Annotated in this window: 23 protein-coding genes and 1 pseudogene; 10 read left to right on the forward strand and 14 right to left on the reverse strand. The window is 68.9% G+C overall.

Annotated elements, in window-relative coordinates; translation table 11 throughout:
• The first annotated feature begins 229 nt into the window (after positions 1-229).
• On the forward strand, positions 230-826 hold the full coding sequence (locus ACFQ3T_RS00630) for a hypothetical protein (protein WP_380718525.1): 597 nt from the start codon (positions 230-232) through the stop codon (positions 824-826).
• Positions 827-882: 56 nt separating this feature from the next.
• Here the strand turns inward: ACFQ3T_RS00630 and ACFQ3T_RS00635 are convergent, their stop codons facing one another.
• Together ACFQ3T_RS00635 and ACFQ3T_RS00640 are read right to left on the reverse strand one after the other, a co-directional pair.
• The gene (locus ACFQ3T_RS00635) at positions 883-3087 is read right to left on the reverse strand and encodes a metallophosphoesterase (protein WP_380718527.1); all 2205 of its coding nucleotides are present in this window, start codon (positions 3085-3087) and stop codon (positions 883-885) included.
• 598 nt (positions 3088-3685) lie between these two features.
• Entirely contained in the window at positions 3686-3829 is a 144-nt protein-coding gene (locus ACFQ3T_RS00640) for a hypothetical protein (protein ID WP_380718529.1), read from the reverse strand.
• 91 nt (positions 3830-3920) lie between these two features.
• On the opposite strand from ACFQ3T_RS00640, the gene ACFQ3T_RS00645 reads away from it, so the two are divergent.
• Positions 3921-4850: an SDH family Clp fold serine proteinase gene (locus ACFQ3T_RS00645; protein ID WP_380718531.1), complete on the forward strand. Its 930-nt coding sequence runs from the start codon at positions 3921-3923 to the stop codon at positions 4848-4850.
• 1155 nt (positions 4851-6005) lie between these two features.
• On the forward strand, positions 6006-7160 hold the full coding sequence (locus ACFQ3T_RS00650; RefSeq protein WP_380718533.1) for a tyrosine-type recombinase/integrase: 1155 nt from the start codon (positions 6006-6008) through the stop codon (positions 7158-7160).
• A gap of 189 nt (positions 7161-7349) precedes the next feature.
• Here the strand turns inward: ACFQ3T_RS00650 and ACFQ3T_RS00655 are convergent, their stop codons facing one another.
• Both ACFQ3T_RS00655 and ACFQ3T_RS00660 read right to left on the reverse strand, forming a co-directional pair.
• Positions 7350-7631: a helix-turn-helix domain-containing protein gene (locus tag ACFQ3T_RS00655; RefSeq protein ID WP_380718535.1), complete on the reverse strand. Its 282-nt coding sequence runs from the start codon at positions 7629-7631 to the stop codon at positions 7350-7352.
• Positions 7632-7729: 98 nt separating this feature from the next.
• On the reverse strand, positions 7730-8491 hold the full coding sequence (locus ACFQ3T_RS00660; RefSeq protein ID WP_380718537.1) for an endonuclease domain-containing protein: 762 nt from the start codon (positions 8489-8491) through the stop codon (positions 7730-7732).
• A 471-nt stretch (positions 8492-8962) separates the two neighbouring features.
• Between ACFQ3T_RS00660 and ACFQ3T_RS00665 the strand changes: the two genes are divergently transcribed.
• The gene (locus tag ACFQ3T_RS00665; protein WP_380718539.1) at positions 8963-10639 is read left to right on the forward strand and encodes a coiled-coil domain-containing protein; all 1677 of its coding nucleotides are present in this window, start codon (positions 8963-8965) and stop codon (positions 10637-10639) included.
• A 74-nt stretch (positions 10640-10713) separates the two neighbouring features.
• Here ACFQ3T_RS00665 and ACFQ3T_RS00670 read toward each other — a convergent pair whose 3' ends face one another.
• Complete coding sequence (locus ACFQ3T_RS00670; RefSeq protein ID WP_380718541.1) at positions 10714-11523, reverse strand: helix-turn-helix domain-containing protein; 810 nt, start codon at positions 11521-11523, stop codon at positions 10714-10716.
• Between ACFQ3T_RS00670 and ACFQ3T_RS00675 the strand changes: the two genes are divergently transcribed.
• The 4 genes from ACFQ3T_RS00675 (at position 11413) to ACFQ3T_RS00690 (ending at position 14427) form a co-directional block, all read left to right on the forward strand.
• Complete coding sequence (locus ACFQ3T_RS00675; RefSeq protein ID WP_380718544.1) at positions 11413-12489, forward strand: hypothetical protein; 1077 nt, start codon at positions 11413-11415, stop codon at positions 12487-12489. The two genes, ACFQ3T_RS00670 and ACFQ3T_RS00675, sit on opposite strands and share 111 nt — an antisense overlap.
• Positions 12486-13067 (forward strand): hypothetical protein, encoded by a 582-nt coding sequence (locus tag ACFQ3T_RS00680; protein ID WP_380718546.1) that lies wholly within the window; start codon positions 12486-12488, stop codon positions 13065-13067. The genes ACFQ3T_RS00675 and ACFQ3T_RS00680 overlap by 4 nt, the downstream gene beginning before the upstream one ends.
• Positions 13068-13285: 218 nt before the next feature.
• Positions 13286-14041 carry a hypothetical protein gene (locus ACFQ3T_RS00685; RefSeq protein WP_380718548.1) on the forward strand — a complete coding sequence of 252 codons (756 nt, stop codon included), beginning with the start codon at positions 13286-13288 and terminating at the stop codon, positions 14039-14041.
• Positions 14042-14091: 50 nt separating this feature from the next.
• A complete protein-coding gene (locus tag ACFQ3T_RS00690) occupies positions 14092-14427 on the forward strand; it encodes a hypothetical protein (RefSeq protein WP_380718550.1) in 336 nt (111 codons plus the stop codon).
• Positions 14428-14723: 296 nt separating this feature from the next.
• Here ACFQ3T_RS00690 and ACFQ3T_RS00695 read toward each other — a convergent pair whose 3' ends face one another.
• Positions 14724-15002, reverse strand: a complete 279-nt coding sequence (locus tag ACFQ3T_RS00695) for a hypothetical protein (protein ID WP_380718552.1) — start codon at positions 15000-15002, stop codon at positions 14724-14726.
• Positions 14999-15499: a hypothetical protein gene (locus ACFQ3T_RS00700; RefSeq protein ID WP_380718554.1), complete on the reverse strand. Its 501-nt coding sequence runs from the start codon at positions 15497-15499 to the stop codon at positions 14999-15001. The genes ACFQ3T_RS00695 and ACFQ3T_RS00700 overlap by 4 nt, the downstream gene beginning before the upstream one ends.
• A gap of 28 nt (positions 15500-15527) precedes the next feature.
• Here ACFQ3T_RS00700 and ACFQ3T_RS00705 point away from each other — a divergent pair, with 28 nt between their 5' ends.
• Positions 15528-16046, forward strand: a complete 519-nt coding sequence (locus ACFQ3T_RS00705; protein WP_380718556.1) for an acyl-CoA dehydrogenase family protein — start codon at positions 15528-15530, stop codon at positions 16044-16046.
• A 34-nt stretch (positions 16047-16080) separates the two neighbouring features.
• On the opposite strand, the gene ACFQ3T_RS00710 is transcribed toward ACFQ3T_RS00705, so the two are convergent.
• The 5 genes and pseudogenes from ACFQ3T_RS00710 to ACFQ3T_RS00730 all read right to left on the reverse strand — a co-directional run bounded on the left by ACFQ3T_RS00710 (position 16081) and on the right by ACFQ3T_RS00730 (position 20551).
• On the reverse strand, positions 16081-16500 hold the full coding sequence (locus tag ACFQ3T_RS00710) for an NUDIX domain-containing protein (RefSeq protein WP_380718665.1): 420 nt from the start codon (positions 16498-16500) through the stop codon (positions 16081-16083).
• 54 nt (positions 16501-16554) lie between these two features.
• Positions 16555-18465 carry an ATP-dependent nuclease gene (locus ACFQ3T_RS00715; RefSeq protein ID WP_380718558.1) on the reverse strand — a complete coding sequence of 637 codons (1911 nt, stop codon included), beginning with the start codon at positions 18463-18465 and terminating at the stop codon, positions 16555-16557.
• A gap of 268 nt (positions 18466-18733) precedes the next feature.
• Positions 18734-19234 carry an NUDIX domain-containing protein gene (locus ACFQ3T_RS00720; RefSeq protein ID WP_380718560.1) on the reverse strand — a complete coding sequence of 167 codons (501 nt, stop codon included), beginning with the start codon at positions 19232-19234 and terminating at the stop codon, positions 18734-18736.
• Between the two features lie 664 nt (positions 19235-19898).
• Positions 19899-20114 (reverse strand): annotated as a pseudogene (locus ACFQ3T_RS00725) (site-specific integrase); the annotation flags it as partial.
• Between the two features lie 245 nt (positions 20115-20359).
• A complete protein-coding gene (locus ACFQ3T_RS00730; RefSeq protein ID WP_380718562.1) occupies positions 20360-20551 on the reverse strand; it encodes a hypothetical protein in 192 nt (63 codons plus the stop codon).
• A gap of 234 nt (positions 20552-20785) precedes the next feature.
• Here ACFQ3T_RS00730 and ACFQ3T_RS00735 point away from each other — a divergent pair, with 234 nt between their 5' ends.
• Entirely contained in the window at positions 20786-21289 is a 504-nt protein-coding gene (locus ACFQ3T_RS00735) for a hypothetical protein (protein ID WP_380718564.1), read from the forward strand.
• 67 nt (positions 21290-21356) lie between these two features.
• Here the strand turns inward: ACFQ3T_RS00735 and ACFQ3T_RS00740 are convergent, their stop codons facing one another.
• Together ACFQ3T_RS00740 and ACFQ3T_RS00745 are read right to left on the reverse strand one after the other, a co-directional pair.
• Positions 21357-22685, reverse strand: a complete 1329-nt coding sequence (locus ACFQ3T_RS00740) for an RNA-binding domain-containing protein (protein ID WP_380718566.1) — start codon at positions 22683-22685, stop codon at positions 21357-21359.
• Positions 22686-22987: 302 nt separating this feature from the next.
• Positions 22988-23923, reverse strand: a complete 936-nt coding sequence (locus ACFQ3T_RS00745) for a coiled-coil domain-containing protein (protein WP_380718568.1) — start codon at positions 23921-23923, stop codon at positions 22988-22990.
• Positions 23924-24077: the final 154 nt, after the last annotated feature.

The following is a 24077-nucleotide window of genomic DNA, read 5'->3' on the forward strand; positions in this document are numbered from 1 at the left end:
ATCTTCGCTCTGCGACGACCAGGCGCAGCCACGGCTGTGCAGTGGACATACTCTGCAGGCGCGTGCTTGCCGTTGCTGCGGTGGCGGTGTTGTCGGGAGTCGCTTCGCGTGGTCGGCGGTGGGATCGAGCCCGATCGCCTAGTCTGCGACTGGTCAGGGCGTCACACTTGCCGACTCTCGAGGAAGTGGGCGCTCCAGAGTCGGCTCGGCCGCGGGATGGGGTGAAGGAATGCTCTCCACGGTGGATTCGGCGCCGGCGTTGCTGCGCTGGCATTCGGAACTGATCACTGTCACGGGAGTCGTGGCCAGCCACTGTGACCGTGCAGAGCATGTCGAGCAGAACTCCCGTGCCGCGCTGGTCGAGGTCGCCGTTAGGACACGGTCGATGGCGGTCGCCTTGGCTGCGGAGCTCGACGTGGATCTGCGGGAGCTCTACGCCGACCGGCTGGCACGCCGCGAGGCCGGACATGTCCTCGCTGGTACACCTGGTCCGGGGCAGCAGGCGTTCGGGTACGGCCCGTGGACCGGATCGTTCGACGGCGGCGCGGCCGTCCGGTCGGCGGTGACGTGGCGAGAATGGCAGCAGGCTCAGTGGTGGCACGACGTGACCTACCTGCCTGATGTGGCGGGCATGTCGCGGCGCGACCAGTTGAGCCATTTCGGGCACCATCTGGCGAAGCTGGTGTGGCGGATGCAGGAGGCGATCGACATCGTCGAAACGCGTGCCGGGTTCGTGAGAGACCGGCTACCCGACATCCTGTTGTTCGGTATCAAGCTGTCCACCGTGGTCAACGACGTCCTGCCGCAGGAACCGATCGAGCTGTAGCGGTGGACGTGACCGTGTCCGCCGCTCCGGGTTCATGCCCGGGATAGGGTGTGCGGTCAGGTGGGGCGTCGGTCCAGGCGCCGGTTCACGTCAAGCAGCAAGTCGTCGACGAGTTGGCGTACCTGGTCGGCCCACCTCGCGCGCTGCACGACGGTGTGGCCACGCTGTTGATCGAGCAGATACGCGGTATTGAGTTGGATGAGGCTGGTCAGGCGCTGGGCGACCCGCGACAGCCGTGCCTGATCGGGGAACGCCTCGGCGAAGGCCTTCACGGTGTCCCGTAGCACCTCCAGCCCCCACGTCGGGGCCGGATCGCCGTCCGGTGCGGGCTCGTCTGCCGGGTACCAGTCGGCGAACAACGCCTTCCACCAGGCGCGTTCCGCAGCACGGTCGGCTGCCGGTGCGACGAGGGCGGCGACGTTGCGCACGATCGCGGTGCGGTCCTCGTCGGCGATGCGGTCCACGATCGGCAGCGCTACCTGCGGCACGCTCCGTCCGATCTGCGGCAGGGCGGTGACCGTGGTGATGGCTCCCGCGCGCGCCGTGCGACCGGTCTCGGTCAGCCGATGAGCGATCTCGCGCTGGAGCGTGGCCAACTCGGCCACGTTGATCGGCCACCAGTACGCCATTTCCTGCTTGCGGAAGTAGGCGAGCACGTCCACCGCGCCTGCGGTGAGCAGAAAGTGGACCAGGGTGAACGCGGGGAACCGTGCGGTCGGGTCGTCGATCCGGTCGTCGACTGGGTCCACCAGCACCGCCAGCGCCCGGCTGCTGTCGGGCTCCGCGCGCAGCACCGTCACGACACGGTCGATCTGGTCCAGGTCGGCGCGGAAGCGTCGCAGTCGTTCGCCGTGGTTGAACTGCATGCCCCGGCCGGCCTGAGGCCTCTGCCACCAGCCGACCATCTCGGTGAACCACTGCTGCAGCCGGTGTGGTGCGTGACCGGGGACTTCGGGGTACGTGGGCGGGACGAGCAGAGCGGTCGGGCCGTCGGTGATCCGGCACACGGTCGGTGTCGGCAGGCCGCCCGGTTGCCGGACCGCGTCGAGCATCCGCTCGTGCACCAAGGCGGCTGTGTCGGCCGCGAAGACCGCCGCAGACCCGGCAGGCAAGGATGCAGCCGCAGAGCCGGGAGGTGCCAGCAGGAAGCTACGGGTGCCGGTCAGGTCGCGTTCGTGCAACGGAACACCCTCCGTGCGGGCGGGCACGGACTGGATCCGGACACGCCGCAGCGTCGGCATCCCGGTGTCGATATCGACCAGCCTGGCGAACTCACCGGTGCCGCTCTGCCCTTTACCGATCGTGCGCACCGAGCACACCACGACTGCGCGCACCGGTGTGTCGCCTTCGTTGGGTGTGTAGTGGTCCTCGTAGACCCCGGCGGTGTGCTTGTGTCCGTGCAGTACGACGTCGATGTCGTTGGCGGCGAGAAACTCCCGCACCTCGCCGAGGTTCACCAGTGACTCGAACGGTTTGACCTCCTCGTCGATGCCCACCGGCAGCAGCTGGTGGTGCATGACCGCCACCCGCACTACCGGGCCGTCGCCGTCAACCCGTTGGACCGCGTCGTGCAGCAGGTGGGCTGCCCAACGGCGCTGCAGCGGACCCAACCGGGCGATGTCGAAGCTCCCACGCCGTCGCCAGTCGCGCCGCAACGCGTCCCACTTCTCGTCCGCCGGCATCAGGGAGTCCAGTGTCCGCACCGCGTCCGCGACCTCCGGATCGGTGTCTTCTTCGACGCCGCAGTAGTTGGCGGTGTTCAACCCCACCACTGCGACCGTGCCGCCGTCCAGCATCATCACCGGATCGACACCGGTGGCGGGCGCGGTGTGCTCGTCGACCAGGTCCACGCCTTCCAGCAGTGGCGTGCGGTAACCCAGACTTCGTACTCCGGCGACGAAGGCCGCGTACCGGTCCGGGTGCGACGGGGCGGTGTACCACCGCACGTCGTGGTTTCCCGGGACCACCATCACCGATTCCGGCGGCGGCAGTGTCGCGCCCAACTCCGCCAACGTCGCCTGCAACAGAGCGAATCCGTCGACCGAACCGCGGTCGGTCACGTCACCGCTGACCACCACGGCGTCCAACGTCCGCTGCTCCCGGTCGAGCATCGTGCCCAACGCCCGCAGGCTGCTGCGGATTCTGCTCGTCCGCCTGGCCCGCTCCGCTGCCGGTACTACCGGGCGCTTGTAGTCGCCCAGCGTTTCGTCGTCACGCAGCGGAGCCAGGTGCAGGTCCGACAAGTGCAGGATCAGCGCCACAGTGCCTCCCGGACAGTCGGGCACCCGCCCCGGGCACCGATCCCGACCACCGTAGAACGCCGTGTCCGGCTTCGTGCTTCCGCGCCGTGCGGCACACCGATAGTTCACCCTCAATGAGCACACCGCCCCGTGACAGCTCGGTCCGCCTCACACGCGCGGATGGCCGTCCTCGGCCCGGCGGCGCAGGGCCTGGCTGATTGCCATGGCCGTGTCGAGTTCTTATGCGTGCCCGTCGGCGCGGCGGTCTGTGGGTGGGTTGTGGCGTGGTCGATGGCGTCGACGACCTGGCGGCGCGGGCGTGTTCGGCGATCAGTCGGGCGCGTGATCTGGCCGGTATCGCCCGTGCCGGATGTCCGCTCTAGTTCCCAGTGGCTGAGCGCAGGCACGGAACCACGGAGGTACGAAGTTCACGGGCGCCGAACTCCTCGGAACAGGTGCTTGCACCGTTTCACGTCTACTACTACAGCGAGAATCGCCCGCTCGAGCGGTTCAGTCCGGTCCGCAGGCGCCCAAATCAAGAGCGAGCCCTGCTCGACTGAGCCACAGCGCTGTGACGAGACACTTCTGCAATGCGCTGCGCGTGCGGAGCGCGGCTCCGTCAGGTGCGTGGGTTCTTGGCGGAGTGGACCTGGGACGCCTTGGCGGACTCGTAGACCGAGAGATGGGTCAGCGGGCCGAGCGAGAAATAGCGGGTCCACAGCCCCCAGATCATGGCCCACTGCGGGTGGGATGACCTCGGCACGGCCGGTACCCCACTCGAGGACCGCGTCGTCCCGAACGGACGGACCGTCCACACAGGGCCGAACGGGGCACTGACCGCGGACACCGGTGACGTGATCGACGGTGCCGCACCGGGCAGCGGGCCGACCATCACCGGGCGGCCCCCGGAAGCTCAGGTCGACCTCGTGGTCGACCGCAAGCCCGAACCTCCGGTCTCTCGGCCCACGTACACACCGCTGTTCCGCGCGCAGCACGAGGACCGCTACCGCCGTCGCGACCTCATCAGCGACTACGAGGCGGCGTTCGGCTGCAACCTCGTCGTGATGATCGACCAGATCTCCGAGGACAGCGTCACGTTCTTCCAGGACGTGTTGCACGGACTGGACCCGACCCGTGATCTGCACGTGTTGCTGTGCTCTCCAGGCGGCGACGGCGAGGTCGCCATCCGGTTGGCGCGCATGGCCCAGCACTCCTGCCGGGAGCTGGTGGTGCTGGTACCGGAGATCGCCAAGAGCGCCGCGACGATCTTCGCGCTGGCCGCACACCGCATCGTCATGGGTGCCACGTCCGACCTGGGCCCGATCGACCCGCAAGTCCTCGTCGGCAAACGCGGATTCGTGTCGGCCAAGGACCTCATCGGAGCGGTCGAGCGGGCCATGACCGACGTCGCGGAACGGCCCGACACCTACCCGCTGCACGCGGCGATGTTCGGCGGGATCGACTCCACCGTCGTGGAGTTCGCCCGCTCCGCCCTGGCCCGCGCCGACCAGATGGCACGCCAGGCGATCAGCAGCAACCCCGACCGCGACACCGCGGCCGTGGACACCATGTGCCGGGCCATCGGCGACGCACTGATCAACGATCCCAGCTCCCACGGCGCGGTCATCGGCGCCACCGAAGCCCGCCGCATCGGACTGCCCGTTGTCGAACTCGCCTCCACGCGCGTCCGGGCGGCGACATCCGCCGGCTCCACGGTGAGCGGGCCACAACAGTGCCGGGTCGCACCCGCGATCCGGCGGTCACACGAACGGGTGAGGTTATGAAAGAACACGATCTACGCCCCGACGACGCCACTACAGTCGAGCGCGGCAACGCCCCCGACACCGCCTCACCGGACATCCCCGCACGGGACTCCGCACGCGACACGGACGGCGGGGCGCCTCCGTCCGGTACCGCGCTTCCCGCGCCTGCCGCTGCGGCGGGCAGAGACTGGAACGAGCGGATGCGGACGGCGACACAGGCATGGGAACTGGGTTCACGGACGATGGCACCGGCCATACGCATTGCGATTAATCGGGCTCACCCATCGTAGGGGTGAGTGCGCCTGTCGGCACCGCACCGTGCGTAGGGCCGTTCGACGCCGTGTCGTCCGGGGGGCGCGCCCGGTTTCGGCGAAAGCCGGGTCGGAAAGCCCTGGCTGCCCTGGGCCGATGCGTCCCGACGCGCGCCTGGGACAGGCGCGTCGCCGCAGCACTCGTCCCTGCATCCAGGGCACGTCGACGGGGCGGAGGGTGGGTGCGTGTGGCGGCGACGCCGTGATGTGGTCGTCGAGCCGCGCGGTCACGTGGTCACCCAAGCACGGCAGGTCGTGCCGTCCGATACGACGCGCCCGCTCCGGCCTGGCGGCACCGCCCGAAACGCACGACCGGGTGATCTGGACCGCCACCCGGCACCGGCTCCGGTCGGCTCCACGTGGACGCCACGTCGTGGCCGGCCGGGGAGGTCGTCCCCGAATGAAAATCCACGTCTGCCGGGACGAGCGCCGATGACGGTTCGGTCGCCGGATCTAAGATCGTTGCGTGCCTGACCGTGCCTTGACCTCTCGCCGACACCCCGACTCGGATCATGGTGGGTCCGGCGACAACGGATCAGCCGTGCGCGAATCGTCCACAGAGCGACCTGTGAAGGTCGGGGGGACGGTGCCGGACGTCGACGGGCCGGGGGAGGACGAGACGCGGCAGGCGCAGAGACTGGTAGCGGAGTGGCTGCTGGGCTACCGCTCCCCCGCGACCAGGTTCTCCTACGCCGACGCGCTGGGCTTGGAGCGGGCGTGGGTACGTGCGCTGACGACCACCCCACTGTCCACTACGGACACTGTGGACGCACCCCCGCGTCCGACCGGTGGCACCCGACGACCACCGACTCGCCCGGGCCGGTTCCGGGATCTGGCGTGGCTGCGCTGGTGCGGACGTCACGGTGTGCACGCGCTGCGGGCCACGGCGGCGGACGTCAAACGCTGGCAGTTGGACATGGACGCCGCCGAGGTGCCCAAAAGCACCCGGTCGCATCGGCTGGCCGTGGTCGGCAGCCTGTACGCGTTCTGGGCCGAGCACGGCGCCGTCACCGTCGACCCGACGCGTTTCGACCGGCGCGGCCTGACATTGAGCAGCGTAGGCGACACCAGCCGCAGGATCGTACTCACGGCGACCCAGGCCGACCGTCTGCTCTCCACCGCCGCGGCGCCGCGGCGCGGCCGATCGCCGCTGCAGCGGCTGCGCGCGGTCGCGATCGTCGCGTTGTTCACCTTGGGGCTGCGGGTGGGCGAGTTGACGACGCTGCGACGGGAGGATCTGCACACGACAAGGGGACGGCGCGCGCTGTACGTGCACGGCAAGGGCGGCAAGACCCGCGTGGTGTACCTCTCCGATCTCGCCGCCCGGGCACTGGACGACTACCTGGCCGAACGGGACCGACACGACGCCACCGCCACACCCGCCCGACTCGGCACGGTCGGGGCACGCCGCTCCCCTCTGATCGTCACCCGGGACGGCGACCCGCTGAACCCCCGCGACGTGTGGGCGCTGCTGCGACGCCTCGCGGCCGCGGCCGGCCCGTTGCTGGCCGACCTCGCCGACCGCATGCACCCGCACCTGCTGCGCCACTTCTACGTCACCGCCGCCGCCGAGGGCGGCGCGGACATGACCGACGTCCAAGCCGACGTCGGCCACGCCTCCGTCGACACCACCAACCGCGTCTACAACCAGGCCGCCCGCCACCCCGACCGCTCCGCCGTCGACATCGTCGAACAGGCCCTACGGCAGGCCCGGGCGACGGCCGGGCGTCCGTCTGCGGACCACGCACCGGCAGGTCATGCATCTCACCTGGCTCGGGATTCCGCCGACGCCACCCTCCTGGCTCTGCGCACCGGCCTGGTCCATCGCGATCCGGTCGAGTTGCTGCACGGTCTGCAGCAGCTCGACCGCGCGCTCGTCGACGCGACCATGCCCTCCGCCGATGTCCGGACGGCGCTCGAGCTCGTCGACGCCGCACTCGGCTCCGCCGATTCCCACGATCGGGTCGTCGCGCTGGCCATCCAGGTGCGCCAGCGCCTGACCGGCTCGCCGGACACATGATCGGTTGTGCACGGCGTGCCGACCGCAGGCTCGTCGTCGCGACCGCCTGCTGCTGTTGCACCGGTGGATGACGCCGTTCGCGGTCTCGCGCGGACGGGCCCGGGAGTGTCTGTCATCCCCTGCGACGGCTGTGCGATCGTACGATCGGTGGGAAGTTCTGCTGGAGCCGGCCTTGGTTCACCGCGACACTCAGTGCCACCGCTGTGCCAACTCCCGCTCCGCCTGCCGCTCCTGCACCATCGCGGCCACATCGAGCACTCCGCCCGTCTGTGTCGCGCCGGAGGCCAGAGCCTCGATAGCCTTCGCGGGAACGATGTACCGAGTGCGCACGCGCACCGCGGGGAATGCATCCTCGCGAATCGCCCGATACAAGGTCGACGGGGCGACGCGCAGGATGCGCGCGGCCTCGGACACGGTGTGAAACAGCGGCTTGTTCGTCATGCCGGTCGGGTTGTGTGTGCCGTAGATCATGAAAACAGCTCACGACGTCGTCCACTCGATCGTGTGGTGCGGCGGCCTCGACGGTCGATCCACCACACGCTCGACAGAGCCGGTGCTATGCGGTGCCGTCACCGATCCGATCGTGGACGGCGCGGCCGGAGGCGACGATCGTGTCGCGGATAGAACAGGTCCAGCGGCGCTGCCGGGGGCGCGGCGAGGTAATCCGCCCAAGGACAGCCGTCGACATGAGGACAGGTGTCGACGTGGGCGTTGCAGTGACTGCACAGCAGGCCGCGGACCCTGCCGGTGTCGTGGTCGTGGTCGACCGCCACCCCGATCCGCAGGCCGCACGCCTGGCACCGGCCCGCGGACAGGTCGATCAGTGTCCGGCGGATCCTGCCCAGCGCGGTGCGATTGTCGACGTACGGCGGCCAGTCGCTGCGTCCTGAGGGATAGACACACCGTGATCCCGGCGGCACGTCATTCGGAGGCACTGGCGCCCCGACGAACGTCACCGTCCAGTCGACGGTTCGTATCCCGGCGCCCGGTCCGGTCGATCCGGCCAGACGGTAGAACCGCCGTCGACGAGGATGGCACGTGTCCGACAGTGTGGTCGTCGTCCGCTCGGGCGAGACTCGACTGCAGACGACGACATCACCGACCGCCAGGTGAAAGAGGCCGTCATCACCGGGCACCGCCCACGGATCCCCGAGATGGACCCGCATCCACCGCCACCGGCAGGTGGACTGGGCGGCGCCCGCGACCCGGTCCCGCACGCCCTGCTCCCCCAGCCGCGGCCCGAGTCTGCGCAGCAGGACGGTGCGACGTTGCTCCGGAAGTGCATCCCAGGCAGACCGCGAATCGGCATCGCGCGGATCGTGTGCCGCCATGACCGCATCATGGCAACGGCCGTGGCCGCCGGCGACCCGGCGGGTTCGAGGCTGCGCCCACGCAGGCCCTGGTTGTATCCCCGTGACCCGGCCGGGCGCGTCGGGCTTACCCGGCCGGGTGACGACCGGGCCGGGTACGGCGACACGTGGTCAACGGGCACGCTCATGGTGTTGCCGGCCCGAGGAAAGGACGCCGACGCGTGAGCGGCAGGCTGCGGATCAGGTGGGTGCAGATCAAGACGCGGACGGGCTGGCAGCGGCCGTACAGCCTGGACGGTCGACTGGTCGGCATCGTCGGCCCGATCGATCGCGGCAAGACGTCGATGGTCGGCTGCCTGAACTACGTGCTCGGAGACGCCGTGGTGTTCCGCGGCGCGATGGACGTGCGTGTAGTGGCCGTGGGCGCAGATCAGCATCGGCGACGGCACCTACCTGCTGTGCCGGGAACGCCGGTCTACCGGGACGGTCACCGTGGCCGACCTCGACGGCACGCCGGTCGGGGTGTTCCACGTTCGCGCGCACAGTGGACGGCAGAGCATCTCCGACTGGCTGCTGGCCCGGCTGGGTCTGGACGACGACTTCGCCTCCGTGCGGCTGCCCAAGGACAAACGGCTGGACTTCGCCTCGGACCTGTTGCCCTTCCTGCACATCCGACAGGACGACATCGACCGGTTCGTGGTGCGCCCACCGGAGCGGCACACCGAACGGCTGGCGGCGCTGACCCTGCTGCTGAACCTGAGCAATCCGCGACTGGAACGTCTCGCCGGCACCATCACCGACCTCAACAACGACATCGTCCGCCGCCGGCGGCAGCACAAGCAGATCCGCGACTTCCTCGCCGCCTCCGACACCACCAACCTCGAGACCCTGGCCGCCGACCTCAGCCGACTGCGCGATCAGGAAAAGCAGGCTGACGACCTGGTGCGGCGGATGACCGACGAGGCCTCGGCCGCGACCCGCTTCGCCGAGCACCTGCGTCTGCAGGTCGAGCAGGCGGATCATAGGCGTCACCGGGCCCGCGACGGCGAGGACTGGGCCGCCCGCCGCCACCGGGAAGCCGTCGACAAGGTGACCGCCCTGGACCGGTCGTTGGACCGGCTGTCCGCCGTGGAGAACGCCTCGCCCGAGGACCGCGAGCAGTTGGCGCTGCTGTACGGAAGCTGCCCCGCGTGCGAGACGGCGCTGGCCGACCGTGTCGTGCCGCCCGGGCACTGCAGCCTGTGCACACTGCCGCTGCCCGGGTCCGCCCAGGTCCGGGAGAAGGCCCGTCTGGATCACGCCCGCGACGCCGCCCGTGCCACGCTGGAGCAGGCCGAACGGGACCTGGCCGCCACGCGGGCAGCCTACGATCTGGCCCAGCAGAGATGGGACCATGCCCGCGCCGAGCTCGACCGGCGCACGACGCTCGTGGTCACCCCGTTCCTCGACGCGGTCACCGCGGCCACCGCCGAACGCGAGGCGCTGCGCGCCCGGCTCGAGACCCTGCAGCGACTCCACGTTCCCCACCAGCGCCTGGCCGACGACCTGGCCGACCTGATCTCCGAGGAACACCGGCTGCAGCAGCTGCGCACCGAGTACGCCGATCTCGCCGCCACCCTGCACGACCCCGTCGACGTCCGCCGGCAACTGGACAGCCTGTTCGGCGGGATCGTGCACGCCTTCGGCCTTCCCTGGGCCACCGGCCGCGCCCGACTCGACCCGCACACCTGGACGCCGCTGGTCGACGAACAGGACTTCGAGCAACGCGGCGGCGGCTCGCGCACCGCCGTGTCCGTCGCCTACAGCCTGACCCTGCTCGTCTACGCGCTGGAGAACCCCCAGCACTTCCGCTTGCCGACGCTGTTGATCCTGGACTCCCCGCAGAAGAACTTCGGCCGCAACGACCACGACCAGCGGCTGGCCGCCCGCATGTACTCCTGGACCGTCGACTACTTCGCCGCCCGCCGCGGACTCGGCGGCCGCCACGACGACGCACAGCTGATCATCATCGACAACAACATCCCCACCACCCACCACCGCGGCTTCGACAAGCTCGTCACCTTCCGCGACGATGGGTTCATCCGTGACCTGGACAACCCTCACGGCGCCCCGGTCACTGCCGAACCACCGTCGCTGGAACTGCACGACAATCCCGCGCCCGTGGTGTGACGTCGTCCCGGTATCGGGAAAGTCTGCTTACTCCGGACAGGTCCACGAGGACGCGGTCCCGTCGGCCTTGTCCGTCATGCGTGTGTGCCGGTGCGCGTGGCGAACGCGCGCAGACCGGGCAGGGCGCGCGCGGTCGGGTGCCGGAGCAGGTTGGTGGTGATCTGCTGGATGGGTTTGCGGTAGCGGACCTCGTCCGCGGAGGCGTGTTCGGCGGCGAGCAGCGCGCGGTAGCACTGTTCGGGTTTGCCCCATTGGTGGAATGAGCGGGCGAGGTCGGACCAGTAGCGGGCGCGGCGTTCGACCAGCGGGATGGCGGCGGGGTCGATCCGCCGCGCGGCTTCGACGGCGGTACCGAAGTCGCCGAGGACTCTGGCGATGCTGATCCGGTACAGCCCGACCCCGGTCGGGCCGAAGGCGGTGAACCGGTGGTTGGCCACCGGATCGCCTACGGCCAAGCCCTGAGGGGAGGTACCGAGCATCGCGGTGCCGGCCAGACTGGTCAGTCCGGTCAGCAGCGTGCGTCGACGCACGGAATCGGTCCCCTCGCCCGGCATCAGGATGACGCCGACCCTAGCGACGGGTGTTGCGGCACGCACGGACCGTCGGGGAGTGTCGGCCAGCCCGAGCAGGGCAGGCGGAATCCGCAGCGCCTTGGCCAGGCTGCGCAGCACCCGCACGTCACCGAGCGGCTGCTTGCCCCGCTCCATCCGCGACAACGTCGAGACGGAGTAGCCGCACCGTCGGGCCAGGTCGGCGAGGGTCAGGTGGTGGGCGTGACGGACGCTGCGCACGATCGCCCCGAGGTCCCCGGATTCGACGGCGGCACGGACCTCGTCGGTGTGCCAGATCGCTCGCGGTGGTTCCATCGTCTGCGCTCCCCGCATCAGACCAGGAGCTTCGATCGTAGCCACCCGATCACCGTCCGTCCCGGCGGATTTGCATACCCCGCAAACCCGCACGCCATCCTCGGCAAAGCCGCAGGCCGGTGGGGTAGGCCGGGGTGTCCTGGAGACCGCCGCGGCAGCCCACCCGTCCCCGCCGCGGACGGAGGACACGATGACCGCCCTCACCACCCCACCCTCGGCCACAGGCAGGAACTGTCCGCGGCCGAGCTGGATCGCGCGGGCCTGCTGTACGCCGACACGAACGTCGTGATCAGCAGGTTCGCGATCTTCCTGCCCGCCGACGAGCTGGGCGAGCCGCGACCGGTCGTGGTCCGCGCAGGCGCGGTGATCGGCCCGTTCGCCGTCGTCCACGGCGGCACCACCCTCAACGGGCAGGCGCGAATCGAGGAACACGTCGTGATCGGCAAACCCGAACTCGGATACGCGGTCGGAAGCATCCGCCCCGGCGCCGGAGGCGGCACGGTGATCGGTGCCGGCGCGGTGGTCCGTTCCCGCGCGGTCGTCTACGCCGACGTCGAGATCGGGGAGAACACGCTGATCGGGCACCACACGCTGCTGCGCACCGCCGTGCGGGTCGGGGCGGACGCCCAGCTCGGTCACCACCTGACCGTGGAACGCGCCACCCGTATCGGCCGCGACGTGCGCTGCTCACCCGGCTCGCACATCACCAGCTCCACCGTCCTCGCCGACCGCGTGTTCCTTGGCGCGGGCGTGCGCACCATCAACGACAAGACCCTGTCCTGGCGCGACCCGCACCGCGAACCCACCCTGGTGGCACCGCGGTTCGACATCGGAGCGAAGGTCGGCACCGGCTGCGTGGTCCTGGCCGGGGTGACGATCGGCGAGCACGCCCTGGTCGGGGCCGGCTCCCTGGTCACCCACGACATCCCGCCCGGCGCGTTGGCCTACGGCCACCCGGCCCGCGTCCACGGGGAGGTCCGATGAACCCGACCGCGCCCGGTGAGGCGATCACCGGCTGGCTGCACCCACTGCGGCCGGTGATCGACCCGGCCGACGAGGTCGACTGGACACGGCTCACGGCGCTGGCCACCGCGTTGGATCAGACACTGGCCGCGTACCCGGTGGGCGCCGACCTGCCCGCCGGGGCCGAGCGCAGCCGCAGACTGTTGGCCGTCCGGCAGGAGTTGGCCGTCCAAGGCCACGCCGACGCCCGTGATCACCTGTTCGGGATGTTCGCGCAGTTCCTGTGCGGCTACCGCGACCTCGACCTACGCGACGCCACCGGACTGGGACACGGCGTGCTCATCGCCCGCCACGGCAGTCCGCAGACCCGGCAGAAATGGCTTCCCCGCCTGCTGGCGGGCGAACTGGCCGGCATCGCGGTCACCGAACCGCACGGCGGATCCCGCCCGGCCGCCACCCGTACCCGCGCAGTACCCGCCGCCGACGGCACGTGGCTCGTCTCCGGCCGCAAGACCTGGATCGCCGCTTCTCTGGGGCTGCTGACTAGCGAGCGGTCTCTGGAGGCAGGTTTCTGCAGCTCAGTAGCATTGCCGTCATAGCTTAGTGATCACGACAGGTGTGGTGCAAGGCGGCTTGTCAGTGGCAAGACTCCGTGGCTGACTCGTTGATGAGCGGGCCAGTCGACCACCAGGCAGTCAATGTGAGTGAACGTCGGATCATGACCGTCGGGCTGGTGTGCTGTCGTATCGACGAGGGCATCAGCGACACGCCGTGCGCCCCCTCTCGGCGGCGTCCGCCTGTGTGCGATAATCGCCGCATGGTGCAAACCGACCTCGACGGCGCCTCGTGCGGCTCCGTGGTGGGCGACCTGCCCTCAATGAGGATTCAATCTGTGCTGCCGATCCTCATCGACTCAGCACAATACTTGCCGACAAGTTATTTCCTGCGCATCCGGTCTGTTCTTCACAATGAAACTGTAGCGGCATCGGGTTTTTCTGCCCGTGAGGTCGCGAATCTTGTCGACTTCGCAATCCCCCGGTTTCAAAGAAGCTTTTCCTGGTCGCATGAATTTATCGCGGCATTTCTGGACCAGCTTGACGGTTCCCGAGACCTGTCGAGCGAGCCGCTATGGTTGCGGCCTGTAGTCGATCGAAAGACGCCTCCCTCGGAAGTCTGCCCCGTAGGTCCTTCGTCGCTTGACGAGCAGCCGAGTCGTCCCGATCTTTGTACGACTGGCGACAATCTCATCTTGGTGGTCATTGCCAAGAGTCAAGCCGACCGTTCGGCAGACGAGTCCGATGAGCGACGGTTCGAGTGGCTTGGCCCATGGGAAGTCCTCGAGCGGTTCCTGGAGCGACTGGTGGAGCTGGGTCGGCGTTCCGACTCGTCGCGTCAATCGCGAGCCGCTCTGACGGCGACCGCTCGTGAGGAGCGGCTAGTCTCGCGCGCATGTGACCCTCCTGGCCATGTAGTTCTTGAGTTGGGGCGTCCGCCTCGTGCTCCCGGCATTTCACCGATGGAACAAGGTGCCCTTTCCTTGGCCTCCGGTGAGATGGTTCGCGCGGCTGCGTAGCTCCGTGTTTCGACTCTCTCCCGGAAAAACAGTAAGAGAGTCGAACACGTATGAACGGAATACTCCTGCGCGTTATTTCGGCGTTCGAGGCGGCTGCGGAGAATGCGCAGTGGTTGGCGCTTGCGCTGACGGTGGGGCTGATTGTGCACTACTTTGAGCGGGTCTCGAAAGGGATCGTTAGACTGAGCCGTGAGCATCGCATCCGCGTTGCGCAGAAAAAAGCGATGGATGTAACGGCCTCCGCTGAGGAGCGCAAGATCGCTGAGCGAGTGCTGAAGATCCTGCTTTCCGAGGGGCGGGCTCTGGAGGAGGGTGACGACTCCGGGGATGACAGCGGTGACAAGCGAGACGGGCAGGACAGGGCGGCGGAATCCGGTGAGTCTTGAACGGTGGTCATCGCGGAGTTTCGACCGCGATGACCACCGCTGCCTGTCTCCGATCAGGAGTTTCGGGTTCAGGCGCGCCATGAACTCACGGTTTGCTGCTCGCGCCGCGTCCAGCTCCTGGTCACGTTCGTCGAGCTGGTTTCGCAGGTCGACGACCTGCTGCTCGAGCCCGGTGACCCGGCGTTGGAGGTGGTCGACGTCGGTCGGGGCGCCGAGCCCGGACTCCTTCCAGATTTGCTCGCCTAGTGCCTCGGAGAGCCTGCGCTCCAGCTGCGTGATGTGGCTGGCTTGGCGGGTCAGGCGGGCGTTGGCGTTGGCCAGGTCGGCCTGCAACGAGGTCCGAGTGACCTGAGGACCGCCGTCTGCGATGGCCGGTGGGGTGGCTGTGCGGTGTGGACCAGGGCAAGCAGGTCGGGGTGCCGATAGATCAGGGTGCGGTCGACGCGCGCGGCGCGGGCGATGGCTGACACGCTGATCTCCGCGCCGCTTTTGGTCGCGTCGTTGACGGCCTTGATGACGCGTTGACGACGGCGGGCGGAGTCGGCGCGCCGCCCGTCGATCATGGTGTTGCTCATGCCGTCCTTTCGGGGCGGATGTCGGGCAGGGGTTGGCGGACGCGAGGCATGCCCAGGCCGACGACCTTGTTGCGGGCGGCGCGGATGACGGCGACCGATTTCTGGATCTGGGCGCGCTCCTCCTCGGTCAGGTCGTCCAGGTCGGCCTTGACCCGGCTGATCAGCTGGCGGATGCGGCTGATCTCCGCGTCGGAGGGCATGGCCTCGGCCTTGGCCCAGTCGTCGGCGTCGACGACCGCCCGCAACCGTTCTCGGTTGCGCAGCAGGTCGGCCAGGTAAGCCTCCAGGTCGGGCAGGTAGGAAATGTCGGTGGAGAAGTGGGCGCAGCCGACGCAGCGGAACCGGACGGGGCAGTCATCGCCGCCCGCGGCGACGTTGCTGGGCTCGCTGCAGGAGCCGTAGGGGACGGCGACCTCGCCGATCGCGCGGCGAGCGTGCTCGGAGTCCAGCAGGGCCTTGGGGAATCCTCGACCTCGACGCCGTGCCGGTACGGCCACAGGACGTCCTGCACGGGGACGGGATGGTTTGCTGCGCGAGCACTTCGCCGGCTACCGGCCCCTGGTCACCGCCACCGCGTTGGGCGCCGCGGCCGCGGTCTTCGACACCGTCACCGCCGGACTCACCGCCCGACGGGCAGCCGGGGACCTGGCCCGGCTGCGGGACTCGGCACTGGTCACCCTCGGCCGCACGCACGCCCGACTCGTCACCGCGCTGCTCGGCAGCACCGTGGCCTCCCACCTTGCCGACGCCGGCCACGACGACGCCGAACCGTGGGGCGCGGCGATGAAGGCGCACGGCGTCGACACCGCCGACTCCATCACCGCCGAACTGGCGCTGCTGCTGGGCGCGGCAGGGTTCCGCGCCGACTGCCGTACCGCCAAGACCCGCCGCGACCTGGGCGGATTGCTCTACGCCGACGGCATCCACGACAGCCTCTTCCGCGCCGCGGGTAAACACCACACCGGCAGAGGGGACAACAGCGTGATCCCGACACCACGCCCCAGGCCGGAATCCGTCCCGACGGCAGCTCCGGTGACCGCGTAGCCGCGCCACCGGCCAGGGTTGGCGCATCACCCGGTCAGGCGATGCGCCGACCCTGCTCGCACAACACGGTCACGCCCTGCTCCGCTGCCCGCAGCGCCGCGCCGAGGCGGTCGGCCAGCAACGGCTTCACCTTCGCCCTGGCCTCCTCCAATGTGTGGAAACCCGCGGAGAGGATCTCGCCGTCCGCGAACGCCATCCCCACCAGGTCGGACTCGTCCAGCACCCCGCCGTCGAAGACGAACACCACACCCTCGGGACGCGAGTCCTGCGGACGCACGTAGTCCACCACCAGCAGCCGACCCAACGAGCGGTCCCAGCCCAGCTCCTCGGCCAGCTCGCGGATCGCGGTCGCCCACGGCGACTCGTCGGCCTCCACCGCGCCGCCCGGGATCTCGAAGTTCGGCTTGTAGGACGGCTCGTTATGGATGGGGTTTGCAGCTGACCGTTGACCGATGTGTCTGTGCGCTCCGACCGGGCGGCCCGATCATGTGATCGGGCCGCCCTGGGCTCAAGAAGGCAGCATGTTGTTGAGCAGGGTGAAGAGCTGTTCTGCCCTGTTCAGGGTGATGTCGGCGATGTTGGGCACGAGGTCTGCTTGTTCGCGCAGGAGCTTCGCGGCGGGCTTGTAGTGGTCGAAGTTGCCGCTCGCGATGTTGTTGTCGCGGAAGTAGGTCTCGATCCTGCGGACGGTCCTCGGGTCGTTGAGGTTGAGGTCGCCTGCTGCGATCGGGGTGGTGAGGTGCTGCTTGTAGGCGCGGTTGACCAGTTCGAGGTAGAAGTCCGGCTCGAAGAGGTCTTCGATGTCGGCGTCCTTGGTGCCGGTGAACTGGCTGATCTCCAGCAGGCCGTCCTTGGCGAGTTGGTCGTTGTCGCGCAGTCGCTTGACCGCGCCGACGTCCTTGGTGCTGGAGTCGACCAGGACGGCGACGTGGATTTTGTTGGCGCCCAGCAGTGTGACGAAGGTTGAGAGCTTGCCGGAGCCGCCGATGGGGGTCGGGACCCAGCGTGGGTCCAGGCCGGTCCGACCTTGTTCGGTGAGTGCGTCGGACAGGACGTCGAGGTAGATCAGGTCGCTGGGTCCTTCGAGCAGGAGGGTGTGTTCGCCGATGAACAGGCTCTGGGTCATTTCAATGCCCATCGCCGCGTAGAGGGGGAACGCGGTGTCCTCGTCGGCCTTGAAGATCTCGGCGGAGACCTTCGTGCCTGCGTCGTCCTGGTCGATGACCGTCCGGACGCGTTGCAGGTGGTCGGCGGAGACCATGAACGGCGAGTGAGTGGTGTAGATGACCTGGTGCTTGGGTGCCAGGCGCTTGTCGATCAACCGCAGCAAGTCCTGTTGCGCGCGGCCGTGCAGCGACAGGCCCGGCTCGTCCAGCAGCAGGATCAGGTCCTGTTCGGCGGCTTCCTCGAGTTCGGTGAAGTAGGCCAGGAACGAGAAGAACCAGACGAACCCTCGGGAGCGCTCATCGAAGGGCACTGACGCTCGGTGGCGGCTGTTGTCGACACGGATCTGCAGGATCGGCCCCTCGTTGAGGGGAGGTTGGGCTCCTGCCTCCGGCTCGAAGGGGTGCAGTTTGACCGCGAGCTGGTTGCTCTGCGACCAGTACTCGAACACCTCGTCGGAGATGCCCGCGCTGGCGTTCTCCAGTTCGCGGACCAGGTGCTCGTGCTGGTTGGTGCTGTGGAAGTCTTCGAGATCGGCACCCGCCATGCCCAGAAGGCTGAGCAGCGCCTGTTCGCCGCGGTCGAGGCTGCCGGCGTCGCGGCGGCGGATCAGGTCGGGGATCGAGACCTTGCCGGGCATGGAGTCGTAGTCGTCGAAGTAGACGAACTTCGGCAGCTTGGGTGACAGGAGGCTGTGCAGGCACTTCCAGGCCGTGCCGCCCCACTTGTCCAGCTTCGTTAGCAGCTCGTTCGCGGCGGTTGGCCGATCGGGGAGCTCCCGCAGCGCCTCGGTGAAGTCCTCGATGGTCTTCGTGGACTTGATCGTTTCCCGAGAGGTCGGGTCGAGGCCGTTGACCAGGTGGGAGACCATCTTCTGTTCGTTGTGGGCGACGGTGAACGTGCCGCCCGTCCGATAGCCCCGTTGAAGCTTGAGGAAGCGGGTGGTCAGGGCTTCGGTGCCGAAGTGTTCGGTCACCAGCTCGATCTCGTCGTCGGTGAGCTCGAAGGTGGCGCGGACGGCGGGGATGAACCCCTTGGTCGTCTTGCGCTCCTTGGAGCGCTTGGCGGGGAAATCGACGACCTCGTCGAACGTCGCCGTCGACTCGACCGGGTTCAGGCGGTAGAGCGCCCGGAGGGTCGCCGTCTTGCCGGATTCATTCTTGCCGACCAGACAGGTGACGTCCTTCTCGACGTCGAACCTGTCGGAGTCATCGACCGAGCGGTAGTTGATGACATGGGCGCTGACCAGTCTCACTCGCGGCTTCCTTTCAAGGGGCTGCGCCCCGATCACCGCGTAGTATGGGCTGGCTCACAACGTGACGGGCCTCCTGTCGGCCCACGTCGTGCTCGGGATATCGTCCTGACGCCAATCAAGGTGAACCCCGGTGCCTGCCCCACGTGCGCAGCACCGGGGTTTTGCGTTACCGAACAGCCTAACCCTCACCACCGACAACCTCAGCCGCACAGGCAAGGCTGGCTGGTGCGAGGGCTCATGGCCGTGCAATCGTGCCTTGGGCTGCTCGTTAGGCGACGCGGCGGCCGTGTTCGCACCACACGGTCACGCCTTCTGCCAGCGCTTCCAAGCCTGCGGCGACTCGGTCGGCGACCAGTGATTTCATCTGCGCCCGCGCCTCGTTGAGGTCCCAGAAGTCGGCTGCGAGTACTTCACCGTCGCGGAACACCATGGAGTCTCGGTCGGTTTGGTTGATCAGGCCGCCGTCGAACAGGTAGAGCATGCCCTCAGGCCAGTCGTCGTGGGGCAGTACATGGTCCAACACCAGGAGGCGGCCCAGCGGGCGGTCCCAGCTCAGTTCTTCCACGAGTTCCCGGGTTGCCGTGGTCCACGGTGCCTCGCCGGTTTCCACTGCCCCGCCCGGGATTTCGAGGTGGGGTTTGTAGTGGGTGCGGAGGAGGAGGACCTGGTCCTGCTCGTTGCGGAACAGGACTCCGGCCGCCATGCGCTTCTTGGCCAGGCGGGCAACATACTCGTCCGGTGGCAGGATCTGCGGCGACGATGCGGCCATCGTCCGACCTTACTGGCAGGGCTCGGCGGTCGTCGGCCTGGTGGTGCTTCTGGTGCGGGGGTGCGTCAACCTTGACCCGGTGCACGCTCCCGCCCGGCTGGCGCTGCATGACCACCGGCCGGGCGGGGTCCTCCACGACCAGCGGACGGCGAAGCCGCTGGTAAGCACCATCAGCGCGGGCCCGCGCGATGACGTCGACCCGGTCGATCTCGACGTAGTCGATCAGGTCTGCCACGACCGAGGCCGGGATGTAGATCCAGCGGGCCGAGCCACCCTTGGCGATCACCGGCGGCAACCAGAACCGCTGGTAGCCACCCAGACCGCGATCCAGCGGCACCTCGAACATGCTCAGCGCCGCCTGCTCGGACAGCCGCATTCCGGTACGCACCATCAGATCGCAGAAGCCGGCGTTGCGGGCTGCCCACCGGCCCCGGAATCCCGACGTCGGCAGCCCGTCCGGGCCGTAGCCCCGCATGCCGACATCACGCCAGCGGCGGTAGGAGGACGTCGGCAACCACTCGATCCGGTCACTGCCGGCGCCGTGGCTGTAGGTCGCGGGCCTCTCGCCCTGCTCACCCCGCCGCCCGACATGCGCGTGCGCCATGCGGGCCTCCCGCTGCGGGATCGGGTTCGCCTGCACGTTGCCGACCTTGACCTGCCACTTGTAGAACCGGTTGACCGCCGCGACCTCGCGGTCCCGGGTTGCATCGTCCACTCGCGGACCACGCTCGTCGCGACGTCGCCAAACCAGGTAGGCAGTGTGGTCGGCCTCCGTCGCGTCCCGCCAGAACCTGCCGTCGCGCGCCCTCCACAGGAACGTCAGGAACGCGGCCACGTCCCGCGCGTACCCGGCCTGGGTGTTCCACGCATCACCGATCATCCCGACCGACCGGAAGAACGCGTTCAACTCGACGTCGTACTCGAACGTCGGCGAGATCAGGAACGGCGTCCGCACCGGGGTGTCGTCCTCGGCCAACCACCGATCCCAATCGCGCGGCAACTCGTCCACGAACGGCAGCGGCGAACGCGGCGTAGGCAGCTCGGCCGGAACGTAGTGCACCCGCCAACCGGTCTTGATCACCGGCGGACCGTAGCGGCCCTACCACTCATCCGAGCTGATTCGACTCACGCGGCGTACGACAACCACTCGATCCGGTCATTGTCCGGCCGCACACAAGGCTCCACCAGCAGCACCCGACCCGCCCGGTCGCGGAACAACACCCCGGCCGCCATGCGCTTACGGGCCAGCCCCGCCACGTACTGCTCCACGGGCACCACGGTGGCCCCGGCGGGCACACCAGACTTCGACGCGGTCACCTCCGGCACCCTAGCCACCCAGGCCCCAAGACCGGACTCCGGGGACAGCGCCATGTCGATACGGCGGGCGGCAGGTGGAGCAGGTCGGTAGGCGGCTGTGGTGTGGCCCAGGACTGCGCATAAGAAGGGGACCCACAGCGAACCGTCGTGACGGAGTCGGCGCTGGTCCCCGTTCGTGCGAACTCACCGCGCAGGACAAGCGCGTCAAGGGTGCAGGTACTTCAATCCGATCTCATGACGACCAACATCGGCCGATCATCCAGGCTGCCGAAGAAGGCACGTCTCGCAGCCGACCGCGCGCAGGAACAGGACCGGGTCTGGTTCGCCGAGCACCCCGGCCATGGCCGCTACTGCCGCTGGGCGTTGCCGCGGGAGTGGGACCACGATCCCTTCACAGGCGAACGTCTCCACTTCGAGACCGCGCCTGAGCACTGGTCAGCCACCGATCGTGCCAATGCCCGAGTGCTCGTCCATGTCACCCAGGTCTACGAGGGGGCCCGCTTCCGGCAACCACTGTTCGGCCTGCGTCCCCCGATTACAGCGTACGACGTCCCAGAGGTGCTGTGGCCCTCGCTGTACGCGGTGACGACCGCACACTCATTGGAACAAGGCCTCGACGATTTTTGGCGTTGGTTGGCCTACTGGGGCGACCGTGTCGGCACCGAAGTCGAGCCGTGGCTTCTCGAAGCCGAAGCAATGGGATTGCCAGTTCGTAGGGTGGCCACGACGGAGAGATAGCCGAGCGGTACTCCGACGCCTGTACGAGGCGACGGCCCATCCTGGCGGTCGTGCGGGCCGTGGGTGGTCATTGGACGGTGGTGTCGTCTTCGCGGTGGGGTGGCAGGGCGGCCCCGGAGCTGCCGAACTGCTGGTGGATGTCCTCCGCGAGTTGGCGAGCTGCGGTGTGCAAGGCCGGAACGTCACCGTCGGCGTCGAACTCGGCCTCCACCGCGAGCGGGACCCGTACCGGCCACGTCTCGGTGACGACCTCGACAGGACTGATGCTCCCCGGAATCACGCGGTCGACGGCGACGAGAGGTTTCCCGGGAGTGGTGAGCAGGACGGCGCGAGCCAGGATGGTGCCGGCCCCACCGAGGCGCCGGACGTGCGTCGAGGCTACGGCGACGGCTTCGACGAGCAGCCCATCCACTTTCGCGATCGGCACCAGCAGCACGTCCCGCAGCCGCTTGTCCTCGACGACCTGCGCGCCGTACAGGAACGTGGCGAGGTTGACCGCGAGGGCGATGCTGCCGTCGTGGTGCAGCTCCACCATCACCCGGTCGACGCGCGCGTGCGGATTGACGGCGAGGCGGTTCGAACGGAACGTCCATCTCCTCAGCCCAGTGCGCGGCTGGGACAGAAACTCGCTGCCGTCGCCAGACAGGACCTGGAAGCGTTCCGAATGGACACCCAGGACATCGCCGGCCAGCTCCAGCGAGGTGCGCATCGTGCCAGCGGTGTGCTCACGGTCAGGTCGTGATCCCTGGGGTGGCGGGGACGTGGTCGGCCTGGTCGCCACCGCCAGCCAGACTGCGTCATCCAGGTACAGCAGCTCAGGAACGAGGCCGTCGATTAGGGCGTGCAGCGCGGCTCGGTCGTCGGTCTGGCGGGCAAACCGGTCCCGGTAGGCGCGTTCGAGTTGAGCCTCGGACATCCAGTCCGTGTGCGGCCCGGAGCGGTAGGGCACCCCCATCTCGTTCTTCTCACCGACTACGTGCGGCGCGTCCGGGCTGGCAGGGACGAACACCACGATCAGCCCGGGACCACCGTTCTCCTCGTCGTCGAGCGGCTCGATCACCAGCTCACTGATCACCGGCCGGACCCACCGCAGGGCATAGCTCCTCAAGCGCTGACGCTCGGCATCGCCGTTGGGGACCCCGACCAGCCCAGCGGCACGCTCCGCGTCCTCACGAACTCCGAAGACGATCAGGCCGCCGCGAGTGTTCGCCATCGCCGCGACATCCTTGGCGAACTCCCACCACTTCTTCTCCACAGGTGGGATCAACGCCTGCTTCCAGTCGAGGTCCTCAGCCTCGGCGATGCCCGCCTCGACCGCCCTGCGCACCATGTTGTACGTCAACGCGGCCGGTCCCAGGCCCAGCTCGACGTGGATCCGCGACCACCTGATCGGCATCCCCTGATGCTACGAGCACCACCATCGGCCCGCCGCCGACACGCATCGGTTCACCCGGTCGACAGTCAGGGACTGACGCGTTCTCATGCCGGAATGCCGGCGAACTCCTCGCGTGAGAACGCTGCGGCTCCCCGCGTGTCTGAGGTTGTCCCCTTGGATCGGACACCCTGATCCAAGGGGACAACCTCACCTCAGATCGTGTCGTCGGTTCGGGCATGATCCCGTGTCACCGTTTTGGTGGCACATGTGTCACCAAAACGGTGACACGGCGGGTGGGTGCGGTGTGTCGCTCCGGTTTCGGATCACGGATGCGTGCTCGGAGGGGACCGGCGGGGACGCTCGGCCAGGATGACGGCGATCGTCTCGCGGATCGGATCGGGCCTGGACCGGTCACCGACCGCCTGGTGTTCGGCGTCGCTGAGCAGGGTGAGGATTCTGCCGAGTGTTGCCTCGTAGCCCGCACATTCGCGTTCGAGGCGGTCGGCGCGTTCGGTCTGGGCGCCGAGGCGCTGCGCGTCCTCGCGCAGGCGGGACTCCTCGGCGCGGCGCAGGCTGTCGATCTCGGCGTGTGCGCGCTCGACCCGCTTGTCCGCGTCGGCGGTGATCCGGGCGATCTCCGATGCGAGTTGCTCGGCGGATCGGGTCCGGATGCGTTCCACCTCCTCCCCCAGTACCCGGTTCCGCCCGGTCTCTTCGTTCACCTGCTCCCGAGTGGCGGCCAGTTCGCCGCGCAGCGAGGCGGCGGCCTCGCGCGCCTTGGTGGCGGCTTCGACGGCTTCTCTGACACGGGCGTCGGCCGATGTAGTGGCGGCGGCCACGGCTTCGTCGGCCGCGGCCGCCGCCCGGTCGGCCTGCTCTCGGGCGGCGTCGCGTTCGGCGGCCAGTCGCTGTTGGGTCTGCAGCGCGGCTTGGCGGGCGTCGACGGCGTCCTGTTCGGCGCGCAGTGCCCGGTCGCGTTCGTCGCGGGCGTCACGAGCCTGTCGTAGCGCTTCGTCGCGGGTGGTCTCGGCTGCGTCGCGCGCGGCGAGGGCCTCTTGTGTCGCCGCGGCGGCTTGTTCGGCCGCGCGTTCTGCTCGCTCGACGCGGTCGAGCAGTTCGTCTCGCAGCCCACCCAGCAGGTCACGGGCGGCTTGCGTGGTCTCCAGCAGGTCGCCCAGCGGCTCCCACGCCTCGTCCAGGCGTCCGGCCAGGTCCAGCACGACCTGCCGCACCGCGGCGGGTCCGCCCGTGGTCTCCACCGCGCGTGCCGTCAGTCGCTCGGCCCGCGCGCGGGCTTGGCAGTCCCGCTCCTGCGGCGGGCAGTAGCGAGGGGGTCGCCCCGTCGGGCGGCGAGCCGTCACCGGCCGACCGCAGTGCGCGCACGGCTTCGTGCGCCCCGCCGGCCCGTCTACC

Origin of the sequence: Saccharothrix hoggarensis (genome assembly GCF_042678885.1) — a bacterium.
Taxonomy (GTDB): domain Bacteria; phylum Actinomycetota; class Actinomycetes; order Mycobacteriales; family Pseudonocardiaceae; genus Actinosynnema; species Actinosynnema hoggarensis.

What these genes read in the sequence shown, in the direction of transcription:
- ACFQ3T_RS00720 (WP_380718560.1), bottom strand. Translation starts at nt 19,234, where the DNA reads ATGGCCGCATCGTCGCCGCAGATCCTGCCACCGGACGAGTATGTTGCC.
- ACFQ3T_RS00740 (WP_380718566.1), bottom strand. Translation starts at nt 22,685, where the DNA reads ATGCCGATCAGGTGGTCGCGGATCCACGTCGAGCTGGGCCTGGGACCG.
- ACFQ3T_RS00735 (WP_380718564.1), top strand. Translation starts at nt 20,786, where the DNA reads ATGACGACCAACATCGGCCGATCATCCAGGCTGCCGAAGAAGGCACGT.
- ACFQ3T_RS00630 (WP_380718525.1), top strand. Translation starts at nt 230, where the DNA reads ATGCTCTCCACGGTGGATTCGGCGCCGGCGTTGCTGCGCTGGCATTCG.
- ACFQ3T_RS00690 (WP_380718550.1), top strand. Translation starts at nt 14,092, where the DNA reads ATGAACGGAATACTCCTGCGCGTTATTTCGGCGTTCGAGGCGGCTGCG.
- ACFQ3T_RS00680 (WP_380718546.1), top strand. Translation starts at nt 12,486, where the DNA reads ATGAACCCGACCGCGCCCGGTGAGGCGATCACCGGCTGGCTGCACCCA.
- ACFQ3T_RS00655 (WP_380718535.1), bottom strand. Translation starts at nt 7,631, where the DNA reads ATGATCTACGGCACACACAACCCGACCGGCATGACGAACAAGCCGCTG.
- ACFQ3T_RS00685 (WP_380718548.1), top strand. Translation starts at nt 13,286, where the DNA reads ATGGTGCAAACCGACCTCGACGGCGCCTCGTGCGGCTCCGTGGTGGGC.
- ACFQ3T_RS00670 (WP_380718541.1), bottom strand. Translation starts at nt 11,523, where the DNA reads ATGCGGGGAGCGCAGACGATGGAACCACCGCGAGCGATCTGGCACACC.
- ACFQ3T_RS00695 (WP_380718552.1), bottom strand. Translation starts at nt 15,002, where the DNA reads ATGAGCAACACCATGATCGACGGGCGGCGCGCCGACTCCGCCCGCCGT.
- ACFQ3T_RS00660 (WP_380718537.1), bottom strand. Translation starts at nt 8,491, where the DNA reads ATGGCGGCACACGATCCGCGCGATGCCGATTCGCGGTCTGCCTGGGAT.